This is a genomic window from Geobacillus vulcani PSS1 (assembly GCF_000733845.1).
Classification (GTDB): Bacteria; Bacillota; Bacilli; order Bacillales; family Anoxybacillaceae; genus Geobacillus; species Geobacillus vulcani.
The window spans coordinates 3,268,770-3,291,937 of record NZ_JPOI01000001.1 but is presented as its reverse complement, the minus strand read 5'-3'; the positions used below and the strand labels follow the sequence as shown (position 1 = coordinate 3,291,937).

The window sequence follows — 23,168 nt, the reverse complement described above, 5'->3', positions numbered from 1 at the left end:
ATGAAGCGGCAGCTGATTTTAGAAGATGGTTCGTTTTTCGTTGGCGAAGCGTTTGGCAGCTTGAAAAACACGACCGGGGAAGTCGTGTTTAACACCGGCATGACCGGATACCAAGAAATTTTGACCGATCCGTCGTATTGCGGACAAATCGTGACGATGACGTATCCGTTGATCGGCAACTACGGCATCAACCGCGATGACTTTGAAGCGATTCGCCCGTACGTGCACGGATTCATCGTGAAAGAGGCGTGCGTGAAGCCGTCCAACTGGCGCGGCGAAATGACGCTCGATGACTATTTAAAAGAAAAAGACATCCCGGGGCTGGCCGGCATCGATACACGCAAACTGACGCGCCTCATTCGCCAGCACGGAACGCTAAAAGGGATGATTTGCGGCTTGGACGTCCATCCGGCGGAAGCGGCGGCCCACCTGCGGGCGATGGAGTGGCCGCGCGACCAAGTGCGGCGCGTCTCGACGAAAAGCGCCTATCCGAGCCCGGGGCGCGGCGAGCGCGTGGTCTTGATCGATTTTGGAATGAAGCACGGCATTTTGCGCGAGCTGAACAAGCGCCATTGCGATGTCATCGTCTTGCCGTACAATGCGACTGCCGAAGAAGTATTAAGCTGGCATCCGGATGGGGTGATGCTCTCGAACGGCCCGGGCGACCCGAAAGACGTGCCGGAAGCGATCGACATGATTCGCGGGATTTTGGGCAAAGTGCCGCTCTTTGGCATTTGCCTCGGCCATCAGCTGTTTGCCTTGGCGTGCGGGGCGAATACGGAAAAATTGAAATTCGGCCATCGCGGCTCGAACCATCCGGTGAAAGATTTGCGCACCGGCAAAGTGGCCATTACGTCGCAAAACCATGGCTACGCTGTGACGCATGAGTCGCTCGCCGGCACCCGCCTGGAAGTGACGCATGTCGCCTTGAATGACGGCACAGTCGAAGGGCTGCGCCATCTCGATTTCCCGGCGTTTACGGTGCAATACCATCCGGAAGCGTCGCCAGGGCCGGAAGATGCCAATCCGCTGTTTGACGAGTTTTTGGCGCTCATCCGCGAGTTCAACAAGAAAGGGGAAGTCATCCATGCCTAAACGCCGCGACATCGAAACGATTTTGGTCATCGGCTCCGGCCCGATCGTCATCGGTCAGGCAGCCGAGTTTGACTACGCCGGGACGCAAGCGTGTCTCGCCTTGAAAGAAGAAGGCTATAAAGTCATTCTCGTCAACTCGAACCCGGCGACGATCATGACCGATACGGAAATCGCCGATAAAGTGTATATGGAACCGCTGACGCTTGAGTTTGTCGCCCGCATCATCCGCAAAGAGCGGCCGGATGCGATTTTGCCGACGCTCGGCGGCCAAACGGGCCTCAACTTGGCGGTTGAGCTGGCCAAGGCCGGCGTGCTTGAAGAGTGCGGCGTCGAAATTCTTGGCACGAAACTCGAGGCGATCGAAAAGGCGGAAGACCGTGAACAGTTCCGCGCCCTCATGAACGAGCTTGGTGAACCGGTGCCGGAGAGCGCCATTATTCACAGTCTGGAAGAGGCGTATGCGTTTGTCGAACAGATCGGCTATCCGGTCATCGTCCGCCCAGCGTTTACGCTCGGCGGCACGGGCGGCGGCATTTGCACGAACGAACAAGAACTGATCGACATCGTTTCGACCGGTTTGAAAATGAGCCCGGTGCACCAATGCTTGCTTGAGCGGAGCATCGCCGGCTACAAAGAAATCGAGTATGAAGTGATGCGCGATGCCAACGACAACGCCATCGTCGTCTGCAACATGGAAAACATCGACCCGGTCGGCATCCATACCGGTGACTCGATCGTCGTCGCCCCGAGCCAGACGTTAAGCGACCGCGAATACCAACTGCTTCGCAACGCGTCCTTGAACATCATCCGCGCCCTTGGCATCGAAGGCGGCTGCAACGTCCAGCTGGCGCTCGACCCGGACAGCTTCCGCTATTACGTCATCGAAGTGAACCCGCGCGTCAGCCGCTCGTCGGCGCTCGCCTCCAAAGCGACCGGATACCCGATCGCGAAACTGGCGGCGAAAATTGCTGTCGGGCTGACGCTGGATGAGATGATCAACCCGGTCACTGGGAAAACGTACGCCTGCTTTGAGCCGGCGCTTGATTATGTCGTGACGAAAATTCCGCGCTTCCCGTTTGACAAATTTGAATCGGCGAACCGCCGCCTTGGCACGCAAATGAAGGCGACCGGCGAAGTGATGGCGATCGGCCGGACGTTTGAAGAATCGCTGTTAAAAGCGGTCCGTTCGCTCGAGATCGGCGTCCACCATCTCGCATTAAAAGAGGCGGACACCGCCACTGACGACGTGGTCGAGAAACGGATCCGCAAGGCGGGCGATGAACGGCTCTTTTACATCGCTGAAGCGCTCCGCCGCGGGGTGACGGTCGACACGTTGCATGAATGGAGCCAAATCGATCGCTTTTTCTTGCATAAAATCGAAAACATCATTGAGATGGAAACGGTCTTGAAAAACCGTCCGGGCGACCTTGACGCGCTGAGGAAGGCGAAAGCGCTCGGCTTCTCGGACGCCGCAGTGGCGGCATTATGGAACAAAACGGAGCGCGACATTTACGCGCTGCGCCGCCAGGAAGGCATCGTGCCGGTGTACAAAATGGTCGATACGTGCGCGGCCGAGTTCACATCAGAAACGCCGTATTACTACAGCACGTATGAGGAAGAAAACGAGTCGATCGTGACGGAAACACCGAGCGTCATCGTGCTCGGTTCGGGCCCGATCCGCATCGGCCAAGGGATCGAATTTGACTACGCAACCGTCCATTGCGTCTGGGCCATTAAGCAGGCCGGCTATGAGGCGATCATCATCAACAACAACCCGGAAACAGTCTCCACCGATTTCAGCACGTCGGACAAACTGTACTTCGAGCCGCTGACGGCCGAAGACGTGATGCATGTCATCGACCTTGAGAAGCCGGTCGGCGTCATCGTTCAGTTTGGCGGCCAGACGGCGATCAATTTGGCGGCCGAACTCGAGGCGCGTGGCGTCCGCTTGCTCGGGACGACGCTGGAGGATTTGGACCGCGCCGAAGACCGCGACAAATTTGAACAGGCGCTTTCCGAACTCGGCATTCCCAAACCGGCCGGCAAAACGGCCGTTTCGGTCGAAGAAGCGGTCGCCATCGCCGAAGAGATCGGCTATCCGGTGCTCGTCCGCCCGTCGTACGTGCTCGGCGGCCGGGCGATGGAGATTGTGTACAATCGTGAGGAGCTGCTCCATTACATGGAGCACGCCGTGCGCGTCAACCCGCAGCACCCGGTGCTCGTCGACCGCTACATCACCGGCAAGGAAGTCGAAGTCGACGCCATTTCCGACGGCGAGACGGTCGTCATCCCGGGCATTATGGAGCATATCGAACGGGCCGGCGTCCATTCCGGCGACTCGATCGCCGTCTACCCGCCGCAAACGTTAAGTGTCGAAGTGATCGATAAGATCGCGGATGACACGATCCGGCTGGCGCGCGGGCTGCGCATCGTCGGGCTCTTAAACATCCAGTTCGTCGTCTCGGGAAGCGATGTCTACGTGTTGGAAGTAAACCCGCGTTCAAGCCGCACCGTGCCGTTTTTAAGCAAAATCACCGGCGTGCCGATGGCCAACCTCGCCACCAAGGCCATTTTAGGGGCGAAGCTGGCTGAGATGGGCTATGAAACCGGCGTTCGCCCGGTCCGTCCAGGCGTGTACGTGAAAGTGCCGGTGTTCTCGTTTGCGAAATTGCGCAATGTCGACATTTCGCTCGGCCCGGAAATGAAATCGACCGGTGAAGTGATCGGTAAGGATGTGACGTTTGAAAAAGCGCTCTATAAAGGACTTGTCGCCTCGGGCATCCACATCCAGCCGCACGGGGCGGTGCTGTTGACGGTCGCGGACAAAGACAAAGAAGAAGCGGTCGAGCTGGCCCGCCGCTTTGCGGACATCGGCTATCAGCTGCTGGCGACGAACGGCACGGCGGAAACGCTGAAAGCGGCCGGCATCCCGGTGACGGTCGTCAATAAAATCCATTCGGCGTCGCCGAACATTTTGGATGTCATCCGTCAAGGGAAGGCGCAAGTCGTCATCAACACGTTGACGAAAGGGAAACAGCCGGAAAGCGACGGCTTCCGCATCCGCCGCGAAGCGGTCGAAAACGGCATTCCGTGCTTGACGTCGCTCGATACCGCACGGGCGATGCTGCAAGTGCTCGAATCGATGACGTTCTCGACAACGGCGATGACGGAAGAGTTGGTGCGGTCATGATCGGCCGCGAACAAATGACGGTCGCAAGCCAGCGGCTGATCGCCGAGCGCACGTATGAATTGACGCTGGCAGGCCGCCTCGTGCAAGAGATGAAGCAGCCCGGCCAGTTCGTTCATGTGAAAGTGGCCGCATCCGCCGATCCGCTCTTGCGCCGCCCGCTCAGCCTTTGTCAAATCGACCACAAGCAGGGGCAATGCACGATCATTTACCGCCAGGAAGGGAAGGGCACCGCGCTGTTGGCGCAAAAACAGCCGGGCGACACGGTCGATGTGCTCGGCCCGCTCGGCAACGGCTTTCCGCTCGAAGCCGCGCCGGCGGGCGGCCGGGCGCTGTTGGTCGGCGGCGGCATCGGCGTTCCGCCGCTCTATGAACTGGCGAAACAGCTGGCGAACCGGGGCGTGAACGTCGTGAGCGTGCTCGGGTTCCAAACGAAAGCGGCGGTCTTTTACGAAGAAAAATTTGCCGCGTTCGGCGAGACGTATATCGCCACCGATGACGGGTCGCACGGGGCGGCGGGCCGCGTCACCGATGTGATCGAAGCGCGCGCGCTCGAGTTTGACGTGTTGTACGCCTGCGGCCCGAAGCCGATGCTAAAGGCGCTCGATGAACGGTTCCGCGGCCGACCGGTGTACTTGTCGTTGGAAGAGCGGATGGGCTGCGGCGTCGGGGCGTGCTTCGCCTGCGTCTGCCATGTGCCGGGAAGCGAAACGGCGTATAAAAAAGTATGCAGCGACGGTCCGGTGTTTCGGGCCGGGGAGGTGGTGTTATGAACCGTCTGGCGGTCGAACTGCCGGGGCTTTCGCTCAAAAACCCGATCATGCCGGCTTCCGGCTGTTTCGGGTTTGGCCGCGAGTACGCCCGGTTTTACGATTTAAGCGTGTTAGGCGCCATCATGATCAAAGCGACGACCAAAGAGCCGCGCTTTGGTAACCCGACGCCAAGGGTGGCGGAAACGCCGGGCGGGATGTTAAACGCCATCGGCCTGCAAAACCCCGGTCTTGACAAGGTGCTGACGGAAGAACTGCCGTGGCTTGAACAGTTTGACGTGCCGATCATCGCCAACATCGCCGGTTCGACGATGGAAGAATACGTCGAGGTAGCCGCCGCGATTTCCAAAGCGCCGAACGTCCATGCCTTGGAGCTCAACATTTCTTGCCCGAACGTGAAAAAAGGCGGTATCACGTTCGGCACCGTGCCGGAGGTGGCCGCCGAGCTGACGCGGCTTGTCAAGGAAGTGTCGGCTGTCCCGGTGTATGTGAAGCTGTCGCCTAACGTGACGGACATCGTCGCGATGGCGAAAGCCATTGAACAAGCGGGCGCTGACGGCCTGACGATGATCAACACGCTCGTCGGCATGCGCATCGACGTGAAAACCGGCCGGCCGATTTTGGCCAACGGCACCGGCGGCTTATCCGGCCCGGCGGTCAAACCGATCGCCATCCGCATGATTTACGAAGTGAGCCAAGCGGTGTCGATTCCGATCATCGGCATGGGCGGCGTGCAAACGGCGGAAGATGTGCTCGAATTTTTCTACGCCGGCGCGAGTGCGGTCGCGGTCGGAACAGCCAACTTCGTCGATCCATTCGTCTGCCCGACGATCATCAACGAACTGCCGGCGCTGCTTGATGAGCTGGGGATTGATCGGATCTCCGAATGTACAGGAAGGAGCTGGAAAACCGGTGCACACGCCGTTCATTGTCGCCCTTGATTTTCCATCGAAACAAGACGTTGAATCGTTTTTACGGCCGTTTGCCGGCACGCCGCTGTTTGTGAAAGTCGGCATGGAGCTGTACTATCAGGAAGGGCCGTCCATCGTCGCGTTCCTCAAAGAACAAGGGCACGCCGTCTTTTTAGACTTAAAACTGCACGACATCCCGAATACAGTGAAACAGGCGATGAAAGGGCTCGCCCGTGTCGGCGCTGATTTGGTGAACGTCCACGCCGCCGGCGGCCGGCGCATGATGGAAGCGGCGATCGAAGGGCTTGACGCCGGTACGCCAAGCGGCGCCGCCCGACCGCGCTGCATCGCCGTCACCCAGCTGACAAGCACAGACGAGCGCATGCTTCATGAAGAGCTTTGCATTTCCCGCCCGCTTGCCGACACGGTCAGCCATTACACGGCGTTGGCGAAAGAAAGCGGCCTTGACGGCGTCGTCTGCTCGGCGAACGAAGCGCCGCTCATCAAGGAACGGTGCGGCGCCGCGTTTCTCGCCGTCACCCCGGGAATTCGCTTTGCCGATGATGCGGCGCACGACCAAGTGCGCGTCGTCACGCCAAGGGAAGCGCGTGCGCTTGGTTCTGACTACATCGTCATCGGCCGCAGCATCACCCGCGCCGCCGACCCGCTTGCCGCGTACGCCCGCCTGCAGCACGAATGGAACGGAGGAGAGAGAGGATGAAATACGACATTGCCGCCCAACTGCTTGAAATAGGAGCGGTCGCTTTGCGGCCGAACGACCCGTTCACCTGGTCATCGGGCTTACAAGCGCCGATTTATTGCGACAACCGCCTGACGCTCGCTTATCCGGATGTGCGCCGCCTGATCGCCGACGGTCTCGCGGACCTCATCCGCACCCATTTCCCCGAAGCGGACCTCATCGCCGGCACAGCGACCGCCGGCATCCCGCACGCCGCGTGGGTGAGCGAGCGGCTTGGTTTGCCGATGTGCTACGTCCGCAGCCAAGCGAAAGCGCACGGAAAAGGGAAGCAAATCGAAGGCAAAGCCGAACCGGGCCAACGCGTCGTCGTCATCGAAGACTTAATCTCGACCGGCGGCAGCTCGCTCACGACCGTGCGCGCCTTGAAAGACGCAGGCTGCGAGGTGCTTGGCGTCGCCGCCATCTTCACGTACGGACTCGAAAAAGCGAAGCAGGCGTTTGCCGAAGCGAATGTGCCTGCCTACACCCTCACCGACTACGACACACTCATCGAAACGGCCGTCCGCCTTGGCGCCGTCAGCGAACACGACCTGGCGGCATTGCGGCAATGGCGGGAAAATCCGGAAAAGTGGGGGAAATAGACGAGAAGAAAGAAGCGCGGACCAAAGGATGGTTCGCGCTTTTGTCATGTGTTATTGGCGAACGGGACTTCCGTCGCTTCCGATGATGACGGAAATGGCGATAGAACGGCCAAAGTCATTCGAACTAGCGAAGACTTGATGACTATGGGAGGTACCCTGTTTGTCTCTTAGAGAATGGAAATTGTTGTAATAAAAAATGCTCATCTACAGGTTGATGAAAAACAAAATAAAGTTAAGCGCCACCATGAGAAAGGAGAAAAGGATAATTTAGATATATCACTATCCGACATGGAGAACCAGCTAACCGAACAATAATCAATAAAAAAAACGAAGGAATAAAGCATCGTTTTGCTTTATTCCTTCGTTTTTATTCACGATATCCCTTACCGATTACTTTCTTTTTATCTTTAGACACATAAACACTAATGTCTCCTAACACATTGCTTCTTTTAGAACTAAAAGTGACCACATAGACTTCTTTTCCATCATAATTTGGATCAGTTAATGAACCATTTCGTTTCGTTACCACCCTTTCGTCTACATTAGCGTCTCTCCAATCTCCATTAATTTCCTTCTTTTCCGAAACTGATAATGAATCATAAGCAGCTTGAATGATAGGTAAGTTAGGATTGTTTGCATTGCTCAAATTGCTTGAATTGCAGCTGACAAAAACCAAAGTGATTGACAATAACAACAGGATCACAATAATTTTCTTCAATTTTATAACTCCCCCAAAAATGTAGTCATTGATATGTACGTGTTATGTTGCATCATTATGCATAACTTCGAGTCTTTACTCTAGTTTTGCAACACCATCCTTAGAGCCACCATTTTTCTCTTTAGAAGGCCGGTGAAAAACGGCTGATTCCGTTAATCAATGGGAGAATGAGCGAAAAGCAGGACCGATGCAACAGGGTTTTTCTAATTGAGAAATAACATTGTAAAGCCGTATCCACGATTAAATCACCCGCCTCTTAGGTGTTGCAGTATAAACCATTAAACCGATACAGTCTATCATATGGAACAAGAATATCGAAGAACGAAAACAACGGTATCGTTGATGAACGATCATTTTGGTTTCTGTCCGCGTTATCGAAGAAAGGTGTTAGTAGGCAGAGTGGAAGAGCGATTCAAGCAGTTAGTAGAAGAAATTGGCCAAGAGAATGATTGGGTCATCCTGGCGATGGAAGTGATGCCTGATCATGGCCATTTGTTCTTGAATTGCCTCCCTTCTGATTCTCCATCAGATATGATGGCAAGAGTGAAAGGAGTGACTTCCAGACGATTAAGACAGGAATTTAAACACTTGTCTCATCTGCCAAGTCTTTGGACACGCTCTTTCTTCGTGAGCACAGCAGGGAATGTATCAAGTGAAACAATCAAACGCTATGTGGAATCTCAAAAGAAAAGGGGGGTGAATCCATGCCGACCATCACACTAAAGCTGGAGCTGCACAACCCAACGAAAGTCAAACAAGACATGTATGAACGGATGACAGAAATGAATACCGCGTTTGCGAATTGGCTATTGAATCATCCTGAATTAAACAAAGCAACAAGCAAGATATTTAAAGACTTTTCGTCACAAAAGTTTCCTTCCGCCATCGTTAATCAGACTATTCGTGAAGCGAAGTCTCAAAAGAAAAATCAGAAGGTAAAAAGGTTTAAAAAACTCTGGTGTTGCTTCAATAATCAAAACGTAAAAGTAGAAAAGAAAGGAGATTTCTACACGGTTGCTTTTCCCACGCTAGAGAAAAAAATAGGTGTGCCTGTTGTAACTCGTCCCTATCAAGAGGCGTGGCTGAATCGGCTGATCAATGGAACTGCCAAACAAGGGGCGGCCAAACTCTACAAAAAAAGAAAGAAATGGTACTTGGCGATGGCGATCACGTTTGAAGTCAAGCCGCGACACGAAACCAAGGTGATGGGGGTTGACCTTGGACTTCGCTATATCGCCGTTGCCAGCGTGGGAACGAAATCGTTGTTTTTCAAAGGCAACCGATGCGCCTTTGTACGCCGGCGATATGCGGCGTTGCGGCGAAAACTCGGCAAAAACAAGAAGCCCCATATGATTCGAAAAATCGGAAACAAAGAGTCGCGTTGGATGAAAGATCAGAACCACAAAATCAGCCGTCAAATCGTCAACTTTGCCCTCGCCAACGGTGTTGGCGTCATTCGCATGGAGGATTTGAGCGGCATTCGAAAGCGGGCAACATCAGCCAAAGAAGCAGGACGAAGCCTTCATTCTTGGGCGTTTCACCAACTGCAAACAATGATTGCCTATAAAGCCGACATGGCAGGTATTCGGGTGGAGTGGGTGAAGCCGACCTATACAAGCCAAACATGCCGATGTGGGCATCGGGAGAAAGCAAACCGAAACGGCATCCGCTTCCGATGCCAAACGTGCGGCTACACCCTCCATGCCGACTTGAATGGCGCGATCAACATTGCCAAGGCGATTTCAGGCTTTGCCGCTTAACCTAGCGTACTGGTCACAGGTACGCAGCCCATTGGGGTACATCGTAACCCGATGGGACGGGGTGATGACACACCCCTGAACTTGGGCGTTGTCCGAACCAGAAATGGATGAGGGCGCGAACGACCCAAGAATCCCACGTCTTTAGGTGTGTGGAGTGTCAAGGCTGTTTCGCCTCGTGTTCTTTTTGCCGCTGTTTCATGGCGCGGACGAGCTCTTCGTCCGGTGTGACGTAGAGCGTTTGTTCGTTTTCGTAAATGACAAACCCTGGCTTGGCGCCGCTCGGTTTTTTCACGTAGCGGACGCGCGTGTAATCGACCGGCACGGAGCCGGAGTGGCGGGCTTTGCTGAAGTAGGCGGCCAAGTTCGCCGCTTCCAAGAGCGTCCCGTCAGACGGCTGCTTGCTCCGGATGACGACGTGCGAGCCGGGAATGTTTTTCACATGCAGCCAAACCTCGTCCTTATGGGCGAGTTTGGTCGTGAGATAGTCGTTTTGTTTATTGTTTTTGCCGACCACTATTTCCGTGCCGTCGCTGGCGACGTAGCGGTCCAGCTCAGGCGTGGTTGGTTTTCGCTTTTTCGCTCCTTTCGCCGCGCGCGGGCGCAAGTAGCCTTGTTCAATGAGCTCGTCGCGGATTTCCGCGACATCTTTCGGCGAGGCGGTTTCGAGCTGGCTTAAAATCGTGTCGCAATAGGCGATGTCTTCTTTCGTCCGCTCGATTTGTTCTTGCACGACGGCGAGCGAGTTTTTCGCTTTTTGGTATTTTTGGAAGTACTGTTGCGCGTTCTCCGACGGCGATTTTTGCGGGTCGAGCGGAATCGTGACCGTACCGCCGTTTTCATCATAGTAGTTGGTGACTTCGATTTCCGTCATGCCGCGCTTGATGGCGTACAAATGGGCGGTGAGCAGCTCCCCGTACAGTCGGTAAACGTCGGCTTTTTTGGCTTCTTCGAGCGTCTGTTCAAGCTTGAGGAGCTTTTTCTCGTTTTTCGCTTTTTCGTTCGCCATGAGCCGCTCGATGTCATGCGCTTGCTGCTTGACGCGGTCGCGCTCGGCTTTGCCGAAATAAAAGCGGTCGAGCAGCTCGCTTGCGCTCGCAAACGGTTGGCCTTCGGTTTTTATGTGCGTAAGCGGCAACACGTAAAACCATTCTTTTTCCCCGTTCGTGTACATCATCGGGGCAAAGCGGCGGTGCCGGACGTCATCGATGAGCGCGAGGAAGCTTTTCGGCAGCGTCGCCCGGTTGGCGAGCCCGGCGCGGAAGACGACCTCGTTGGCGAACAGCGGTGAAAGGCCGCTGAAGGCGGAAACGAGCTGATGGGCGAGCTTGCCGGCGTGAAAATCAAGTTTTTTCAGCACCGTTTCTTCCGTTGCCTCAAGCGGGTTCAGCTTGCCGTGCGTCGGCGGGGCGACGTACGGGTGCCCCGGGAGCACCGTCCGGTAGCGGTTGACGGACGGCGGCAAATGTTTCAAGCTGTCGATGATCGTGTTGGTCGACGCATCAACGAGGATGATGTTGCTATGTCGGCCCATCACTTCGATGATGAGCCGCTTTGTTTGCACGTCGCCGAGTTCGTCGCGCCCTTTTGCATCGATGACGATGATGCGGTCAAAATCGACTTGGCGAACCGCTTCGATGACGCTTCCTTCCAACTGTTTGCGCAGCCGCATGCAAAACATCGGCGGCTCGAGCGGGTTGTCGTACGTTTCGTTTGTCAAATGGACGCGCGCGTACGTCGGATGCGCCGACAGCATCACTTTATGGTTACGGCCGCGGGCGCGCACGAGCATGACGATCTCATGCGCCGACGGCTGGTGAATTTTTGTGATCCGCCCGCCCGCAAGCGCCTCTTCGAGTTCCCCGACAATGGCGTATGTAAACACTCCGTCAAACGACATGGAAAACACCTTTCTAATTTGTTTCGTTACTACTTCGATCTTACCATAGATCCGCTGTGTTGAACATTTTTGCGAACATTTCGGGGGATGAAGGGCGATGTTCATCCAAACGGTTATATAAAAAGGAAATGCGCGGCAAAGCGATTTCGGTCGTTTGTTTATGCCGCCCAATCGATCATTTTTTCGGACAGGAGTGAATAAGCATAGAAAAGCGGAAACAGTGCGCTGAAAAGACGGAGAGGACGGAGGGGGAGACCAATGCAGTGGCATACGCTCGCGGCCAGCGATGTCGCGCACGAAACGAAGACGAACGTCAAGACCGGGCTTACCGCAGCCGAGGCGGAAAAGCGGCTGCGGCAGTTCGGGTACAATGAGCTGGCGGAAGGGAAGAAGGAGTCGGCCATCGTCGTCTTTTTTCGCCAGTTTCAAGATTTTATGGTGTTGGTGCTGCTGTTGGCAACGGTGATTTCCGCGTTTTTGGGCGAGTACGTCGATGCGGTGGCGATTGTTGTCATTGTGATCATGAACGCCATCCTCGGGTTTATCCAAGAGCGGCGGGCGGAAAAGTCGCTCGCTGCTTTAAAACGGTTGTCCGCGCCGCAAGCGGTGGTGCTGCGCGGCGGGGAGTGGGTGAAAGTCCCGGCGCGCGAGCTTGTTGTCGGCGATGTGGTGCGGCTGGCAAGCGGCGACCGGGTCGGGGCCGACGTCCGCTTGATTGAGGCAGCCGGCTTGGAAATCGAGGAGTCGGCGCTGACGGGCGAATCGGTGCCGGTGGCCAAATCGGCTGCCCCTCTTCGCACCGCACAGGCGTCGTTGGGGGATTTGCACAATATGGCGTTTATGGGGACGCTGGTGACAAGAGGGAATGGGATCGGCATTGTCATCGCCACGGGGATGAAAACGGCGATGGGGCAAATCGCGACGATGCTTGAAGAGGCGGATGCGGGAGCAACCCCGCTTCAGCGCCGGCTCGAGCAGCTTGGGAAAATTTTGCTTGTCGTCGCCTTGGCGCTGACGGCCATGGTGGTGGCCGTCGGGGTCGTTCAAGGACACGACGTGTATGAAATGTTTTTGGCCGGCGTATCGCTCGCTGTTGCCGCTATTCCGGAAGGGTTGCCGGCCATTGTGACGGTCGTCTTGGCGCTTGGCGTGCAGCGGATGATCAAACGAAACGCCATCGTCCGCAAGCTTCCGGCGGTGGAAACGCTCGGCTGCGCTTCGGTCATTTGTTCCGACAAAACGGGGACGATGACGGAAAACATGATGACCGTCACGCAAGTATGGGCAGGCGGACGGACATTTGCGGTCAGCGGCGTTGGCTTTGACATGGCCGGCGAGTTTTCCGAACGGGGCCGGGCGGTGGATCCAAACCGTGTTCCCGAGCTCGCCCGTCTATTGACGATGGCGGTGCTTTGCAATCGTTCGGAGTTGAAAGAGGAAAACGGGCGGCGCTATGTCGACGGCGATCCGACCGAAGGGGCGCTGCTCGTCGCGGCGGCGAAAGCGGGATTGGCGAAAGGGATGGTTTGGCGCGAGTATACGGTCGAGCAGGAGTTTCCGTTTGATTCGGAGCGAAAAATGATGACGGTGATCGTTCGCGACCGAAACGGCCGCCGGTTGGTCGTGACAAAAGGGGCGCCCGATGTGCTGCTTGAGCGGGCGGACCACCTTGAATGGAACGGCCGCGAACAGGTGCTGACGCCGGCTTGGAAAGAGACGATTGAGAAGGCGATTCGGCAGATGGCGTCTTCCGCCTTGCGCACGATTGCCGTCGCGTACCGGCCGCTTGCGGAGACAGAACGGATCGGGTCGGAGAAGGAGGCGGAGACAAAGCTGCGGTTCCTCGGCGTCGCCGGCATGATCGATCCGCCGCGGCCTGAGGTGAAGCAAGCGGTGGCGCGCTGCAAAGAAGCGGGCATGAAAACGGTGATGATCACCGGCGACCACGTGTTGACAGCCACCGCCATCGCCAAACAGCTTGGCGTGCTCCCGCCCGGCGGCAAAGTGATGGACGGGGCGACGCTTTCGAAGCTGTCGGTCGATGAGTTGGAACGCGCCGTCGATGAGATTTACGTGTTCGCCCGCGTTGCTCCGGAGCATAAGCTGAAAATCGTCAACGCTCTCAAACGGCGCGGCCATATCGTCGCGATGACAGGGGACGGGGTGAACGATGCACCTGCTCTGAAAGCAGCCGATATTGGCGTCGCCATGGGCCGATCGGGGACAGAAGTGGCGAAAGAGGCGGCGTCGCTCGTTTTGGTGGATGACAACTTTGCGACGATTGAGGCTGCGATTGAAGAAGGCCGCAACATTTACGAAAACATTCGCAAGTTTATCCGCTACTTGCTCGCCTCGAACGTCGGGGAAATTCTTGTCATGTTGTTTGCGATGCTGCTGGCGTTGCCGCTGCCGCTCGTGCCGATTCAAATTTTATGGGTCAATCTTGTCACCGACGGTTTGCCAGCGATGGCGCTCGGGCTCGACCGGCCGGAAGAAAACGTGATGAAGCGGCCGCCGCGCCGCCCCGATGAAGGGGTGTTCGCGCGTGGGCTCGGCTGGAAAATCATAAGCCGCGGCGTTTTGATCGGCGTGGTGACGTTGGCCGCGTTTTTGACGGCCTATGAACGGAGCGGCGAGGATCTCGTTTACGCCCAGACGGCGGCGTTTGCGACGTTGGTGTTGGCGCAGCTCATCCATGTGTTTGACTGCCGCTGCGATCGTTCGATTTTTGACCGCAGTCCATTCGGGAACATGTATCTTGTCGCGGCGGTGGCCGTGTCGCTTGTATTGCTGTTGGTTGTCATCTACTATCCGCCGCTGGCTGCGGTGTTCCATACGAAGCCGCTCGCCGCGGTCGATTGGCTGCTCATCGTAGGTCTGTCTGCCTTGCCGACATTTTTGTTTGCTGGCTCGTTTCGGGCGAGAAAATAAAACGTGGTTATGGTATAATGAAAAAGGTGATAGAGGCAAGCTCTATGACCTTTTCTTTTTCATCATGACAGCAACGGATGTGATGATATGGTTTACAGCATGACCGGCTTCGGCGCGAGTGTGAAAAAAACGGATCGCTTGATGGTGGCGGTGGAAATGAAATCCGTCAACCATCGGTTTTGCGAAATTTCCATCCGCCTCCCTAGACAATGGCTTGTGTTTGAGGATAAAATAAAAAAAGCAATTTCATCGTACGTGCGGCGCGGAAAAGTGGAAGTGTTCGTCACGATCGCCGGCGACGGTCTTGTGAAACGGAGCGTACATATTGATTGGGATTTGCTTGGCCAGTATTGGGCCGGAGTGCAGGAAGCCGCAAAGCGATTTGCCATTGACGGCGGCGTGACGGCCGCCGAACTGCTTCGACTTGATGGGGCGGTCGAGGTCGTCGAAGAAGAAGGCGCGAATGAAGAAGTAGAGCCGCTGCTTTTAGATGCCATCGACGAGGCGGCAAAGGCGCTTGTTGCCATGCGTCGACGCGAAGGAGAGGCGCTTGCCGCGGATTTGCGCGCCCGGCTTCATGAAGTCGAAGCCGGGGTGGAAGCCATTGAACAGCGGGCACCGCTTGTCATGGAACAATACCGTGAGCGGCTTGAGCGCCGCCTGCGCGAATGGGCGCCCGCTCCGATCGATGAAGCGCGCTTGCTGACGGAAGTGGCGGTGTTTGCCGAAAAGGCGGACATTCACGAGGAGTTGAAACGCATTCGCAGCCATTTGGCGCAAATGGCGGACGCCTTAGAAATGGACGAACCGGTTGGGCGGAAGCTCGACTTCTTGGTGCAAGAGTTGAACCGGGAAGTCAACACGATCGGCGCCAAGGCAAACGACAGCCTGATTGCCGCGCAAGTCGTGGAGATGAAAAGCGCGATCGAGAAGATGAAAGAACAGGTGCAAAACGTCGAATAGTCGAATAACGGTTTAAAACGGCTTGCCGGCGGCAACAATATCGAATATGGCAGGTGGGCGTGTCATGGTGAAATTCATCAACATCGGGTACGGAAATATGGTGTCAGCCGCCCGCATCATTACGATTGTCAGCCCCGATTCGGCGCCGATCAAACGAATCATTCAAGATGCGCGCGAAAGCGGCAAGCTCGTTGACGCAACGCACGGGCGGAGGACGCGCGCTGTCATCATCATGGACAGCGATCATGTCATTTTGTCGTCCGTGCAACCGGAAACGGTGGCGAACCGCTTATATGGAAGCGACGATTTCTCCGAGGAAGGGCAGGGGTTGGGACGTTGAAGAACGAACGTGGGTTGTTGATCGTCATGTCGGGTCCGTCTGGGGTTGGCAAAGGGACGGTGCGCAAGGCGCTGTTTTCGCAGCCAGACATCAATCTTCATTATTCGGTGTCGGTCACGACGCGTAAGCCGCGCGAAGGCGAAGTGGAAGGCGTCGACTACTTCTTCCGCACGCGCGAGCAGTTTGAACAAATGATCCGTGAAAACAAGCTGCTCGAGTGGGCGGAATACGTCGGCAACTACTATGGCACGCCGATCGACTATGTGGAGAAGACGCTTGCCGAAGGGAAAGATGTGTTTTTAGAGATCGAAGTGCAAGGGGCGATGAAAGTACGGCGGGCGTTTCCGGAGGCGCTCTTCATTTTCTTGGCCCCGCCAAGCCTCAAGGAGCTTGAGAAGCGGATCATGGGGCGGGGCACGGAGTCGAAAGAGCTGATTGAAAACCGGTTGCGGGCGGCGAAAGAGGAGCTTGAGATGATGGATGAGTACGACTATGTCGTGGAAAATGACGAAGTAGAGCTCGCCTGCGAGCGGATCAAGGCGATCGTCATCGCTGAACATTGCCGGCGTGAGCGCGTCGCCAAGCGATATAAACGGATGTTGGGGGTGGAATAACGATGCTGTATCCTTCCATCGATCTGCTGATGCAAAAAGTCGATTCGAAATATAAGCTCGTCACGGTGGTGGCCAAACGGGCGCGCGAGCTTCAGGACGGTGCGGAGCTGATGGTGAAAAAGCCGGTGTCGAAAAAATTTGTCGGCCAGGCGCTCGAGGAAATCGCTGGTGACAAGGTCGAATTAGTGGAAGAAGACAAATAACAACCTAGCTTTAGGTTGTTATTTTTTTCAATGTCGGGGGTGGCCAACATGATCAACGGAAAACATATTTTGCTTTGCGTGACCGGGGGGGTGGCGGCGTACAAGGCGGCGGTGCTCACCAGCCAGCTCACCCAGCGCGGCGCCGAAGTGAAAGTGATCATGACGGAAGGGGCGTGCCAGTTCATTACGCCGCTCACGTTCCAAGCATTGTCGCGCCAGGAAGTGTATGTCGATACGTTTGCCGAAAACAACCCGGCTGTCATCGCCCATATTGACTTAGCGGACTGGGCCGATCTTGTTCTCGTCGCACCGGCGACGGCCAATACGATCGCGAAGCTGGCCGCCGGCATCGCTGACAATATGGTGACGACAACGATTTTGGCGACGAAAGCGCCCGTCTGGATCGCTCCGGCGATGAACGTCCATATGTACGAGCATCCGGCCGTCCAAGCCAACATCGAGCGGCTCTACCAATTCGGCTACCGGTTTATCGAGCCGTCGGAAGGCTATTTGGCGTGCGGCTATATCGGCAAAGGGCGGCTGGAGGAGCCGGAGAAAATCATCGCCCATATCGAGCGCTTTTTCGCTGATGATCCGCCGCTGTTTCGCGGTCGGCGCATCCTTGTCACCGCTGGGCCGACAAGGGAGCGGCTTGATCCGGTCCGCTATTTTTCCAATTATTCGAGCGGCAAAATGGGCTATGCCATCGCCGAAGCAGCGGCCCGCTTTGGCGCTTCGGTGACGCTTGTTGCTGGACCGACCGCGCTTTCTTCGCCGGATGACGTCGAGACGGTGTCGGTTGAGTCGGCCGCTGAAATGTACGAAGCAGTGATGGCTCGGTTTGCGGAAACGGACATCGTCATCAAGGCGGCGGCGGTCGCCGATTATCGGCCAAAATATGTGGCGGCGTCCAAAATAAAAAAGCAGCCAGGTGACTATGTGGTAGAGATGGAGCGGACAGTGGACATCTTGAAAGCGCTTGGTGAGCGAAAAACAAGGCAGATTTTGGTCGGATTTGCTGCTGAGACGGACAACCTCGAGCCGTATGCGTTAAAAAAACTCGAAGAAAAGCGGTTGGATATGGTCGTTGCCAACAATGTCACCGAAGAGGGGGCAGGGTTTGCCGGCGATACGAACATCGTCACCATCTTCCGCCGCGATGGCGTCGTCCGGCCGTTGCCGCTCATGACGAAACAGGAGGCCGCTAGGGAAATTTTAAAGGAAATTCATGCGTATATCGAGGCGATTCGATGAAAGTCGCATCTGTGATTGTCGATGTCCCGTCCCGGCAGACGGACCGTCCATTCGATTATTGGATTCCGGAGCGCTGGCGAGGCGTCATCCAGCCGGGCATGCGGGTGACGGTGCCGTTTGGGGCGCGGCGCTTGCAAGGGTTTGTTGTGGACGTAAAAGATCATTCTGAGATCGAGTCATTGAAGGCGATTGAAGAGGTGCTTGATGTCGTGCCGGTGTTAAACGGCGAGCTGCTTGATCTTGGCCGCTATTTGACGGAAACGACGCTTTGTTTTGCCATTTCCGCGTACCAGGCGATGCTGCCGGCGGCGATGCGGGCGAAATATGAAAAGACGCTCCGCCTGACGGAAGAGGAAAGGCGGGGCGAGCTTCCCGATGAACTGCAGCCGCTGTTTGCCGGACGGACGGAGGCGGCGTGGAAAGAGGTTGAGGCGGCCGGTTTATGGCGTGCGGCGCAAAAAGCGGTGCAGCAAGGCGTGCTTGAGGCGGTCTATAAGGTGAAGGAAAAAGCGGGCAAGAAAACGGTGAAGTCCGCCGCTCTTGCCGTTTCGGCCGAACAGGCGGAACAGGCGCTTCATTCGCTGCCGGCGCGGCAAAAAGAAGTGGTGTCGTTTTTGCTCAAGCGGGGGGAAGCTGTCCCCATTGCCGAACTGCAAGCAACACTCGGCATTTCCTCTGCCCCGCTGAAGGCGCTTGTGGAGAAAGGATTGGTTGTTGCTCGCGATGTCGAGGTGTATCGCGATCCGTATGCGCATCGCACGTTTCAGCCGAGCGAGCCGCCGGCGCTCACCCAGGCGCAAGCGGCAGCCTTGGCGAAGGTCGTCGCTTCGGTGCGCGCCGGAGAGCATCGCACGTTTTTGTTGTATGGCGTCACCGGCAGCGGAAAGACGGAAGTGTATATGCAGGCGATCGATGAAGTGCTGCGTCAAGGGAAGGAAGCGATCGTGCTTGTGCCGGAAATTTCGCTGACACCGCAAATGGTTGAGCGCTTCAAAAGCCGGTTCGGCCCGAAAGTAGCGGTGCTTCACAGCGGGCTGTCGGTCGGCGAAAAATATGACGAATGGCGGAAAATCCATCGGAAAGAAGTGCAGCTTGTTGTCGGCGCGCGGTCGGCGGTGTTCGCCCCGTTTGAAAATTTAGGAATGATCATTATCGATGAGGAGCATGAGACGAGCTACAAGCAAGAAGAAATGCCGCGCTATCATGCACGCGATGTCGCCATTTACCGCGCCCGCCACCACAGCTGTCCGGTCGTGCTCGGCAGCGCCACTCCCTCACTGGAGACGTTTGCCCGCGCCGTCAAAGGGGTGTACGAGCTGCTCGAACTGCCGGAGCGCATCAGCAATCGCGGCTTGCCGGACGTCCATGTGGTCGATATGCGCGAGGAGTTGCGCAGCGGCAACCGTTCGATGTTTTCGCGGCGATTGCTCGAGGAGCTGCGCCTTCGGCTCGACCGCGGCGAGCAGGCGGTGCTATTTTTAAACCGGCGCGGCTATTCAACGTTTGTCATGTGCCGCGGCTGCGGCTATGTCATCCGTTGTCCGCACTGCGACATTTCGCTCACGTACCATCGCGCCGGTGAGCGGATGAAATGCCATTATTGCGGCCATGAAGAGCCGCTTGTTCCCCGCTGTCCGTCGTGCGGAAGCGAACATATCCGCTTTTTCGGCACCGGCACGCAAAAAGTGGAAGAAGAGCTGGCGAAGTTGCTGCCGAAGGCGCGTGTCATCCGCATGGACGTCGACACGACCGGGCGGAAAGGGGCGCATGAGGAGCTGCTGTCCCGCTTTGCCGCGAAAGAAGCCGATATTTTGCTCGGCACGCAAATGATCGCCAAAGGACTTGACTTTCCGGATGTCACGCTTGTTGGTGTGCTGGCGGCCGATACGATGCTTCACCTGCCCGATTTCCGGGCTGCGGAGAAAACGTTCCAGCTGCTGACGCAAGTGAGCGGACGCGCCGGACGGCACGAGCTGCCCGGCGAAGTCATCATTCAAACGTATACACCCGAACACTACAGCATTGAACTGGCCGCCCGCCACGACTATCGCGCTTTTTATCGGAGGGAGATGGCGCTGCGCAAAGCGCACGGTTATCCACCGTACTATTATTTGGCACTTATTACCGTCGCTCACGAAGAGGCGCCGGCTGCGGCCAAAGCGGCGGAGAAAATCGCCGTCTATTTGCGCAAGCAGCTGTCAAGGGAAGCGGTCGTCCTCGGTCCGGTCGCCTCGCCGATCGCTCGGCTTCATGATAGATATCGTTACCAATGCATGATAAAATACAAGCGGGAGCCGAACGTCACGGCGGCGCTTAAAGCGGTGGTCGACCGCTACCAAGCGGACGCCGCCCATGGCGGTGTCACCATTACCGTCGATACGAACCCCTATATGATGATGTAAAAGATGGAGGAATGGCGTTGTCGATTTTGTCCATTGTCACGTATCCGAATCCGATTTTAGAACAGCCGTGCGCGCCGGTAACGATATTTGACCGTCGGCTCGGGCGGCTGCTTGACGATATGTATGAAACGATGCTTGCTGCTGATGGAGTCGGGCTCGCCGCTCCGCAAGTCGGCATCGCCGAACAGATTGCGGTCGTCGATGTCGGAGATGAGCACGGACGCATTGAGCTCATCAACCCGGTCGTGATCGAAACGCGCGGCGAAGAAGTGGATGTGGAAGGATGTTTGAGCTTTCCCGGTTTGTTTGGCGAAGTGCCGCGTGCGAAATATGTGAAAGTACGGGCGCAAAACCGGCGCGGCCGCCCCTTTACGCTTTCTGCGACCGGTTTTTTGGCGCGCGCCCTGCAGCATGAAATCGACCATTTGCACGGCGTGTTGTTTACGTCGAAAGTGATTCGCTATTGCGATCTTGAAGAATTGGAAGGATAGATGCCAATGACGAACATTGTCTTTATGGGAACACCTGACTTTGCCGTACCGATTTTGCGGCAGCTGCTTGATGACGGGCATCGGGTTGTAGCGGTTGTCACGCAGCCGGACAAGCCGAAAGGGCGAAAGCGCGAGCCTGTTCCGCCGCCGGTCAAAGTCGAGGCGGAGCGCTGCGGCATCCCGGTGCTGCAGCCGACGAAAATTCGCGAGCCGGAGCAGTATGAACAAGTGCTGGCGTTTGCGCCCGATTTGATTGTCACGGCAGCGTATGGGCAAATTTTGCCAAAGGCGCTGCTTGAGGCGCCGAAATACGGCTGCATCAACGTCCATGCTTCGCTTCTTCCGGAACTGCGCGGCGGCGCGCCGATCCATTACGCCATTTGGCAGGGAAAAACGAAAACAGGCGTTACGATCATGTACATGGTAGAAAAACTTGACGCCGGCGACATGCTGGCGCAAGTGGAAGTGCCGATCGACGAGACGGATACGGTTGGCACACTTCATGATAAATTGAGCGCCGCCGGGGCTAAACTATTATCAGAAACGCTTCCGCTTTTATTGGAAGGAAACATTACGCCCGTTCCGCAAGATGAGGAGAAAGCGACGTATGCGCCGAACATCCGTCGCGAGCAGGAGCGGATCGATTGGACGCAGCCCGGCGAAGCCATTTACAACCATATTCGCGCCTTCCATCCGTGGCCGGTGACGTATACGACATCGGGAGATAATGTTTGGAAAATATGGTGGGGAGAAAAAGTGCCAGCGCCATATTCGGCGCCGCCAGGCACGATTTTGGCGCTCGAGGAAAACGGCATCGTCGTGGCCACGGGCAATGAGACGGCCATTCGCATCACCGAATTGCAGCCGGCCGGAAAAAAACGGATGGCGGCAGGCGAATTTTTGCGCGGCGCCGGCAGCCGGCTGGCGGTCGGCATGAAGCTAGGAGAGGATCATGAACGTACGTGAACTTGCTTTGGATACACTGTTGGCAATTGAAGAAAAAGGGGCATACAGCCATCTCGAACTGAACGACGCGATTCGCAAAGGGCATGTTGACAGCCGCGATGCGGCGCTGTTGACGGAAATCGTGTACGGCACGATGCAGCGGCGCGACACGCTCGACTACTATTTAGCGCCGTTTTTGCGCAAAGCGCGCCGACTTGAGCCGTGGGTGCGCATACTTCTTCGCTTGACGCTGTACCAAATGGTGTATTTGGACCGCGTCCCCGACCGCGCCGCCGTCTTTGAAGCGGTTGAAATCGCTAAGCGGCGCGGCCATCGCGGCATCGCTTCACTTGTCAACGGCGTCTTGCGCACGATCAGCCGCGAAGGGTTGCCGGCGATCGAGGCGGTTGATGACGCGAGCCAGCGGCTTGCCATTGCCACCAGCCATCCCGAGTGGCTCGTCCGGCGCTGGATCGCGCAATACGGCTTCGAGGAGACCGCGCGCATGTGCGAGATGAACTTGCGCCCGCCGCAATCAACGGCCCGCGTCAACCGGCTGCGCGCGACCGTCGAAGAAGCGCTCGAGCGGCTGCGCGCTGAAGGAGTTGAGGCCGAATTGGGCCGAATGGCGCCCGAAGCCATTCGCGCGGAAAAAGGAAACTTGGCTCATACCGAGGCGTTTCGCGCCGGATGGCTGACGATTCAAGATGAAAGCTCCATGCTTGTCGCCCGAGCGCTCGATCCAGCCCCCGGCGAGCGGGTGCTTGACTGCTGCGCGGCACCGGGCGGAAAAACGACCCATATCGCGGAGCGGATGGACGGCCGTGGCGAAGTAGTCGCCGTCGATGTTCATGAGCATAAAGTAAAGCTGATCAAACAACAGGCGCAAAGGCTTGGACTTGATAACATCATGGCCATCGCCCTTGACAGCCGCCGGCTCGGTGAACGGTTCGCCCCGGAATCGTTTGACCGCATTTTAGTTGATGCGCCGTGTACGGGATTCGGCGTCATTCGCCGTAAACCGGAGATCAAATATACGAAAGGGAGCGATGATGTCGCCGCGCTTGCTGAGGTGCAGCAAGCCATTTTACGGGCGGCCGCCCCGCTTTTGAAAAAAGGCGGTACGCTTGTCTACAGCACATGCACGGTGGAGCGCGAGGAAAACGAAGAAACCATCGCCCGCTTTTTAGCCGACCACCGCGACTTTTCCCTTGATGGCCAGCTGGCCGAGCGGATGCCGGAACCGGTGCGGCCGTATGTGAAAGGCGGCATGCTTCAGTTGTTGCCGCATCATTTTGACTCTGACGGGTTTTTTATCGCCCGACTGCGAAAGAAGGTGTAAAAGC

At 56.6% G+C, this 23,168-nt stretch carries 20 protein-coding genes; 18 read left to right on the top strand and 2 right to left on the bottom strand.

Annotated features, from left to right (window positions below):
• The 6 genes from N685_RS0117600 to pyrE are packed head-to-tail and all read left to right on the top strand — an operon-like array spanning window position 1 to window position 7,304.
• On the top strand, window positions 1-1,095 hold the full coding sequence (locus N685_RS0117600; protein ID WP_031410511.1) for a carbamoyl phosphate synthase small subunit: 1,095 nt from the start codon (window positions 1-3) through the stop codon (window positions 1,093-1,095).
• The gene (carB, locus tag N685_RS0117595) at window positions 1,088-4,285 is read left to right on the top strand and encodes a carbamoyl-phosphate synthase large subunit (protein WP_031410510.1); all 3,198 of its coding nucleotides are present in this window, start codon (window positions 1,088-1,090) and stop codon (window positions 4,283-4,285) included. Before N685_RS0117600 ends, carB begins: the two co-directional genes overlap by 8 nt.
• Window positions 4,282-5,055, top strand: a complete 774-nt coding sequence (locus N685_RS0117590) for a dihydroorotate dehydrogenase electron transfer subunit (RefSeq protein WP_031410509.1) — start codon at window positions 4,282-4,284, stop codon at window positions 5,053-5,055. Before carB ends, N685_RS0117590 begins: the two co-directional genes overlap by 4 nt.
• Window positions 5,052-5,993: a dihydroorotate dehydrogenase gene (locus tag N685_RS0117585; protein ID WP_031410508.1), complete on the top strand. Its 942-nt coding sequence runs from the start codon at window positions 5,052-5,054 to the stop codon at window positions 5,991-5,993. Before N685_RS0117590 ends, N685_RS0117585 begins: the two co-directional genes overlap by 4 nt.
• Window positions 5,965-6,684, top strand: coding sequence for an orotidine-5'-phosphate decarboxylase (gene pyrF, locus N685_RS0117580; protein ID WP_031410507.1), 720 nt, complete (start codon window positions 5,965-5,967; stop codon window positions 6,682-6,684). The genes N685_RS0117585 and pyrF overlap by 29 nt, the downstream gene beginning before the upstream one ends.
• Window positions 6,681-7,304 (top strand): orotate phosphoribosyltransferase, encoded by a 624-nt coding sequence (pyrE, locus tag N685_RS0117575; RefSeq protein WP_031410506.1) that lies wholly within the window; start codon window positions 6,681-6,683, stop codon window positions 7,302-7,304. Before pyrF ends, pyrE begins: the two co-directional genes overlap by 4 nt.
• Before the next feature lie 367 nt (window positions 7,305-7,671).
• Here pyrE and N685_RS0117565 read toward each other — a convergent pair whose 3' ends face one another.
• Window positions 7,672-8,022 (bottom strand): hypothetical protein, encoded by a 351-nt coding sequence (locus N685_RS0117565; protein ID WP_031410504.1) that lies wholly within the window; start codon window positions 8,020-8,022, stop codon window positions 7,672-7,674.
• 300 nt (window positions 8,023-8,322) lie between these two features.
• Here N685_RS0117565 and tnpA point away from each other — a divergent pair, with 300 nt between their 5' ends.
• Window positions 8,323-8,745, top strand: coding sequence for an IS200/IS605 family transposase (gene tnpA / locus N685_RS19245; RefSeq protein ID WP_071880198.1), 423 nt, complete (start codon window positions 8,323-8,325; stop codon window positions 8,743-8,745).
• Entirely contained in the window at window positions 8,727-9,782 is a 1,056-nt protein-coding gene (locus tag N685_RS0117560) for an RNA-guided endonuclease TnpB family protein (RefSeq protein WP_031410502.1), read from the top strand. The genes tnpA and N685_RS0117560 overlap by 19 nt, the downstream gene beginning before the upstream one ends.
• A 157-nt stretch (window positions 9,783-9,939) precedes the next feature.
• On the opposite strand, the gene N685_RS0117555 is transcribed toward N685_RS0117560, so the two are convergent.
• Window positions 9,940-11,679: an Rqc2 family fibronectin-binding protein gene (locus N685_RS0117555; RefSeq protein ID WP_031410501.1), complete on the bottom strand. Its 1,740-nt coding sequence runs from the start codon at window positions 11,677-11,679 to the stop codon at window positions 9,940-9,942.
• Window positions 11,680-11,937: 258 nt separating this feature from the next.
• Between N685_RS0117555 and N685_RS0117545 the strand changes: the two genes are divergently transcribed.
• The 10 genes from N685_RS0117545 (at window position 11,938) to rsmB (ending at window position 23,164) form a co-directional block, all read left to right on the top strand.
• Window positions 11,938-14,610 carry a calcium-translocating P-type ATPase, SERCA-type gene (locus tag N685_RS0117545; RefSeq protein WP_031410498.1) on the top strand — a complete coding sequence of 891 codons (2,673 nt, stop codon included), beginning with the start codon at window positions 11,938-11,940 and terminating at the stop codon, window positions 14,608-14,610.
• 87 nt (window positions 14,611-14,697) lie between these two features.
• The gene (locus tag N685_RS0117540; protein ID WP_031410496.1) at window positions 14,698-15,573 is read left to right on the top strand and encodes a YicC/YloC family endoribonuclease; all 876 of its coding nucleotides are present in this window, start codon (window positions 14,698-14,700) and stop codon (window positions 15,571-15,573) included.
• A 46-nt stretch (window positions 15,574-15,619) separates the two neighbouring features.
• Window positions 15,620-15,913, top strand: a complete 294-nt coding sequence (gene remA, locus N685_RS0117535; protein WP_031410494.1) for an extracellular matrix/biofilm regulator RemA — start codon at window positions 15,620-15,622, stop codon at window positions 15,911-15,913.
• Window positions 15,910-16,527, top strand: a complete 618-nt coding sequence (gene gmk / locus N685_RS0117530) for a guanylate kinase (RefSeq protein WP_071880197.1) — start codon at window positions 15,910-15,912, stop codon at window positions 16,525-16,527. The genes remA and gmk overlap by 4 nt, the downstream gene beginning before the upstream one ends.
• Before the next feature lie 2 nt (window positions 16,528-16,529).
• Window positions 16,530-16,730, top strand: coding sequence for a DNA-directed RNA polymerase subunit omega (gene rpoZ / locus N685_RS0117525; RefSeq protein ID WP_031410491.1), 201 nt, complete (start codon window positions 16,530-16,532; stop codon window positions 16,728-16,730).
• Between the two features lie 48 nt (window positions 16,731-16,778).
• Window positions 16,779-17,984: a bifunctional phosphopantothenoylcysteine decarboxylase/phosphopantothenate--cysteine ligase CoaBC gene (gene coaBC, locus N685_RS0117520; RefSeq protein ID WP_031410488.1), complete on the top strand. Its 1,206-nt coding sequence runs from the start codon at window positions 16,779-16,781 to the stop codon at window positions 17,982-17,984.
• Window positions 17,981-20,386, top strand: a complete 2,406-nt coding sequence (gene priA / locus N685_RS0117515; RefSeq protein WP_031410486.1) for a primosomal protein N' — start codon at window positions 17,981-17,983, stop codon at window positions 20,384-20,386. The genes coaBC and priA overlap by 4 nt, the downstream gene beginning before the upstream one ends.
• A gap of 17 nt (window positions 20,387-20,403) precedes the next feature.
• Complete coding sequence (gene def / locus N685_RS0117510) at window positions 20,404-20,877, top strand: peptide deformylase (RefSeq protein ID WP_031410484.1); 474 nt, start codon at window positions 20,404-20,406, stop codon at window positions 20,875-20,877.
• Between the two features lie 6 nt (window positions 20,878-20,883).
• Complete coding sequence (fmt, locus tag N685_RS0117505) at window positions 20,884-21,843, top strand: methionyl-tRNA formyltransferase (protein ID WP_031410482.1); 960 nt, start codon at window positions 20,884-20,886, stop codon at window positions 21,841-21,843.
• Window positions 21,830-23,164 carry a 16S rRNA (cytosine(967)-C(5))-methyltransferase RsmB gene (gene rsmB, locus N685_RS0117500; RefSeq protein WP_031410480.1) on the top strand — a complete coding sequence of 445 codons (1,335 nt, stop codon included), beginning with the start codon at window positions 21,830-21,832 and terminating at the stop codon, window positions 23,162-23,164. Before fmt ends, rsmB begins: the two co-directional genes overlap by 14 nt.
• Window positions 23,165-23,168 lie beyond the last annotated feature (4 nt).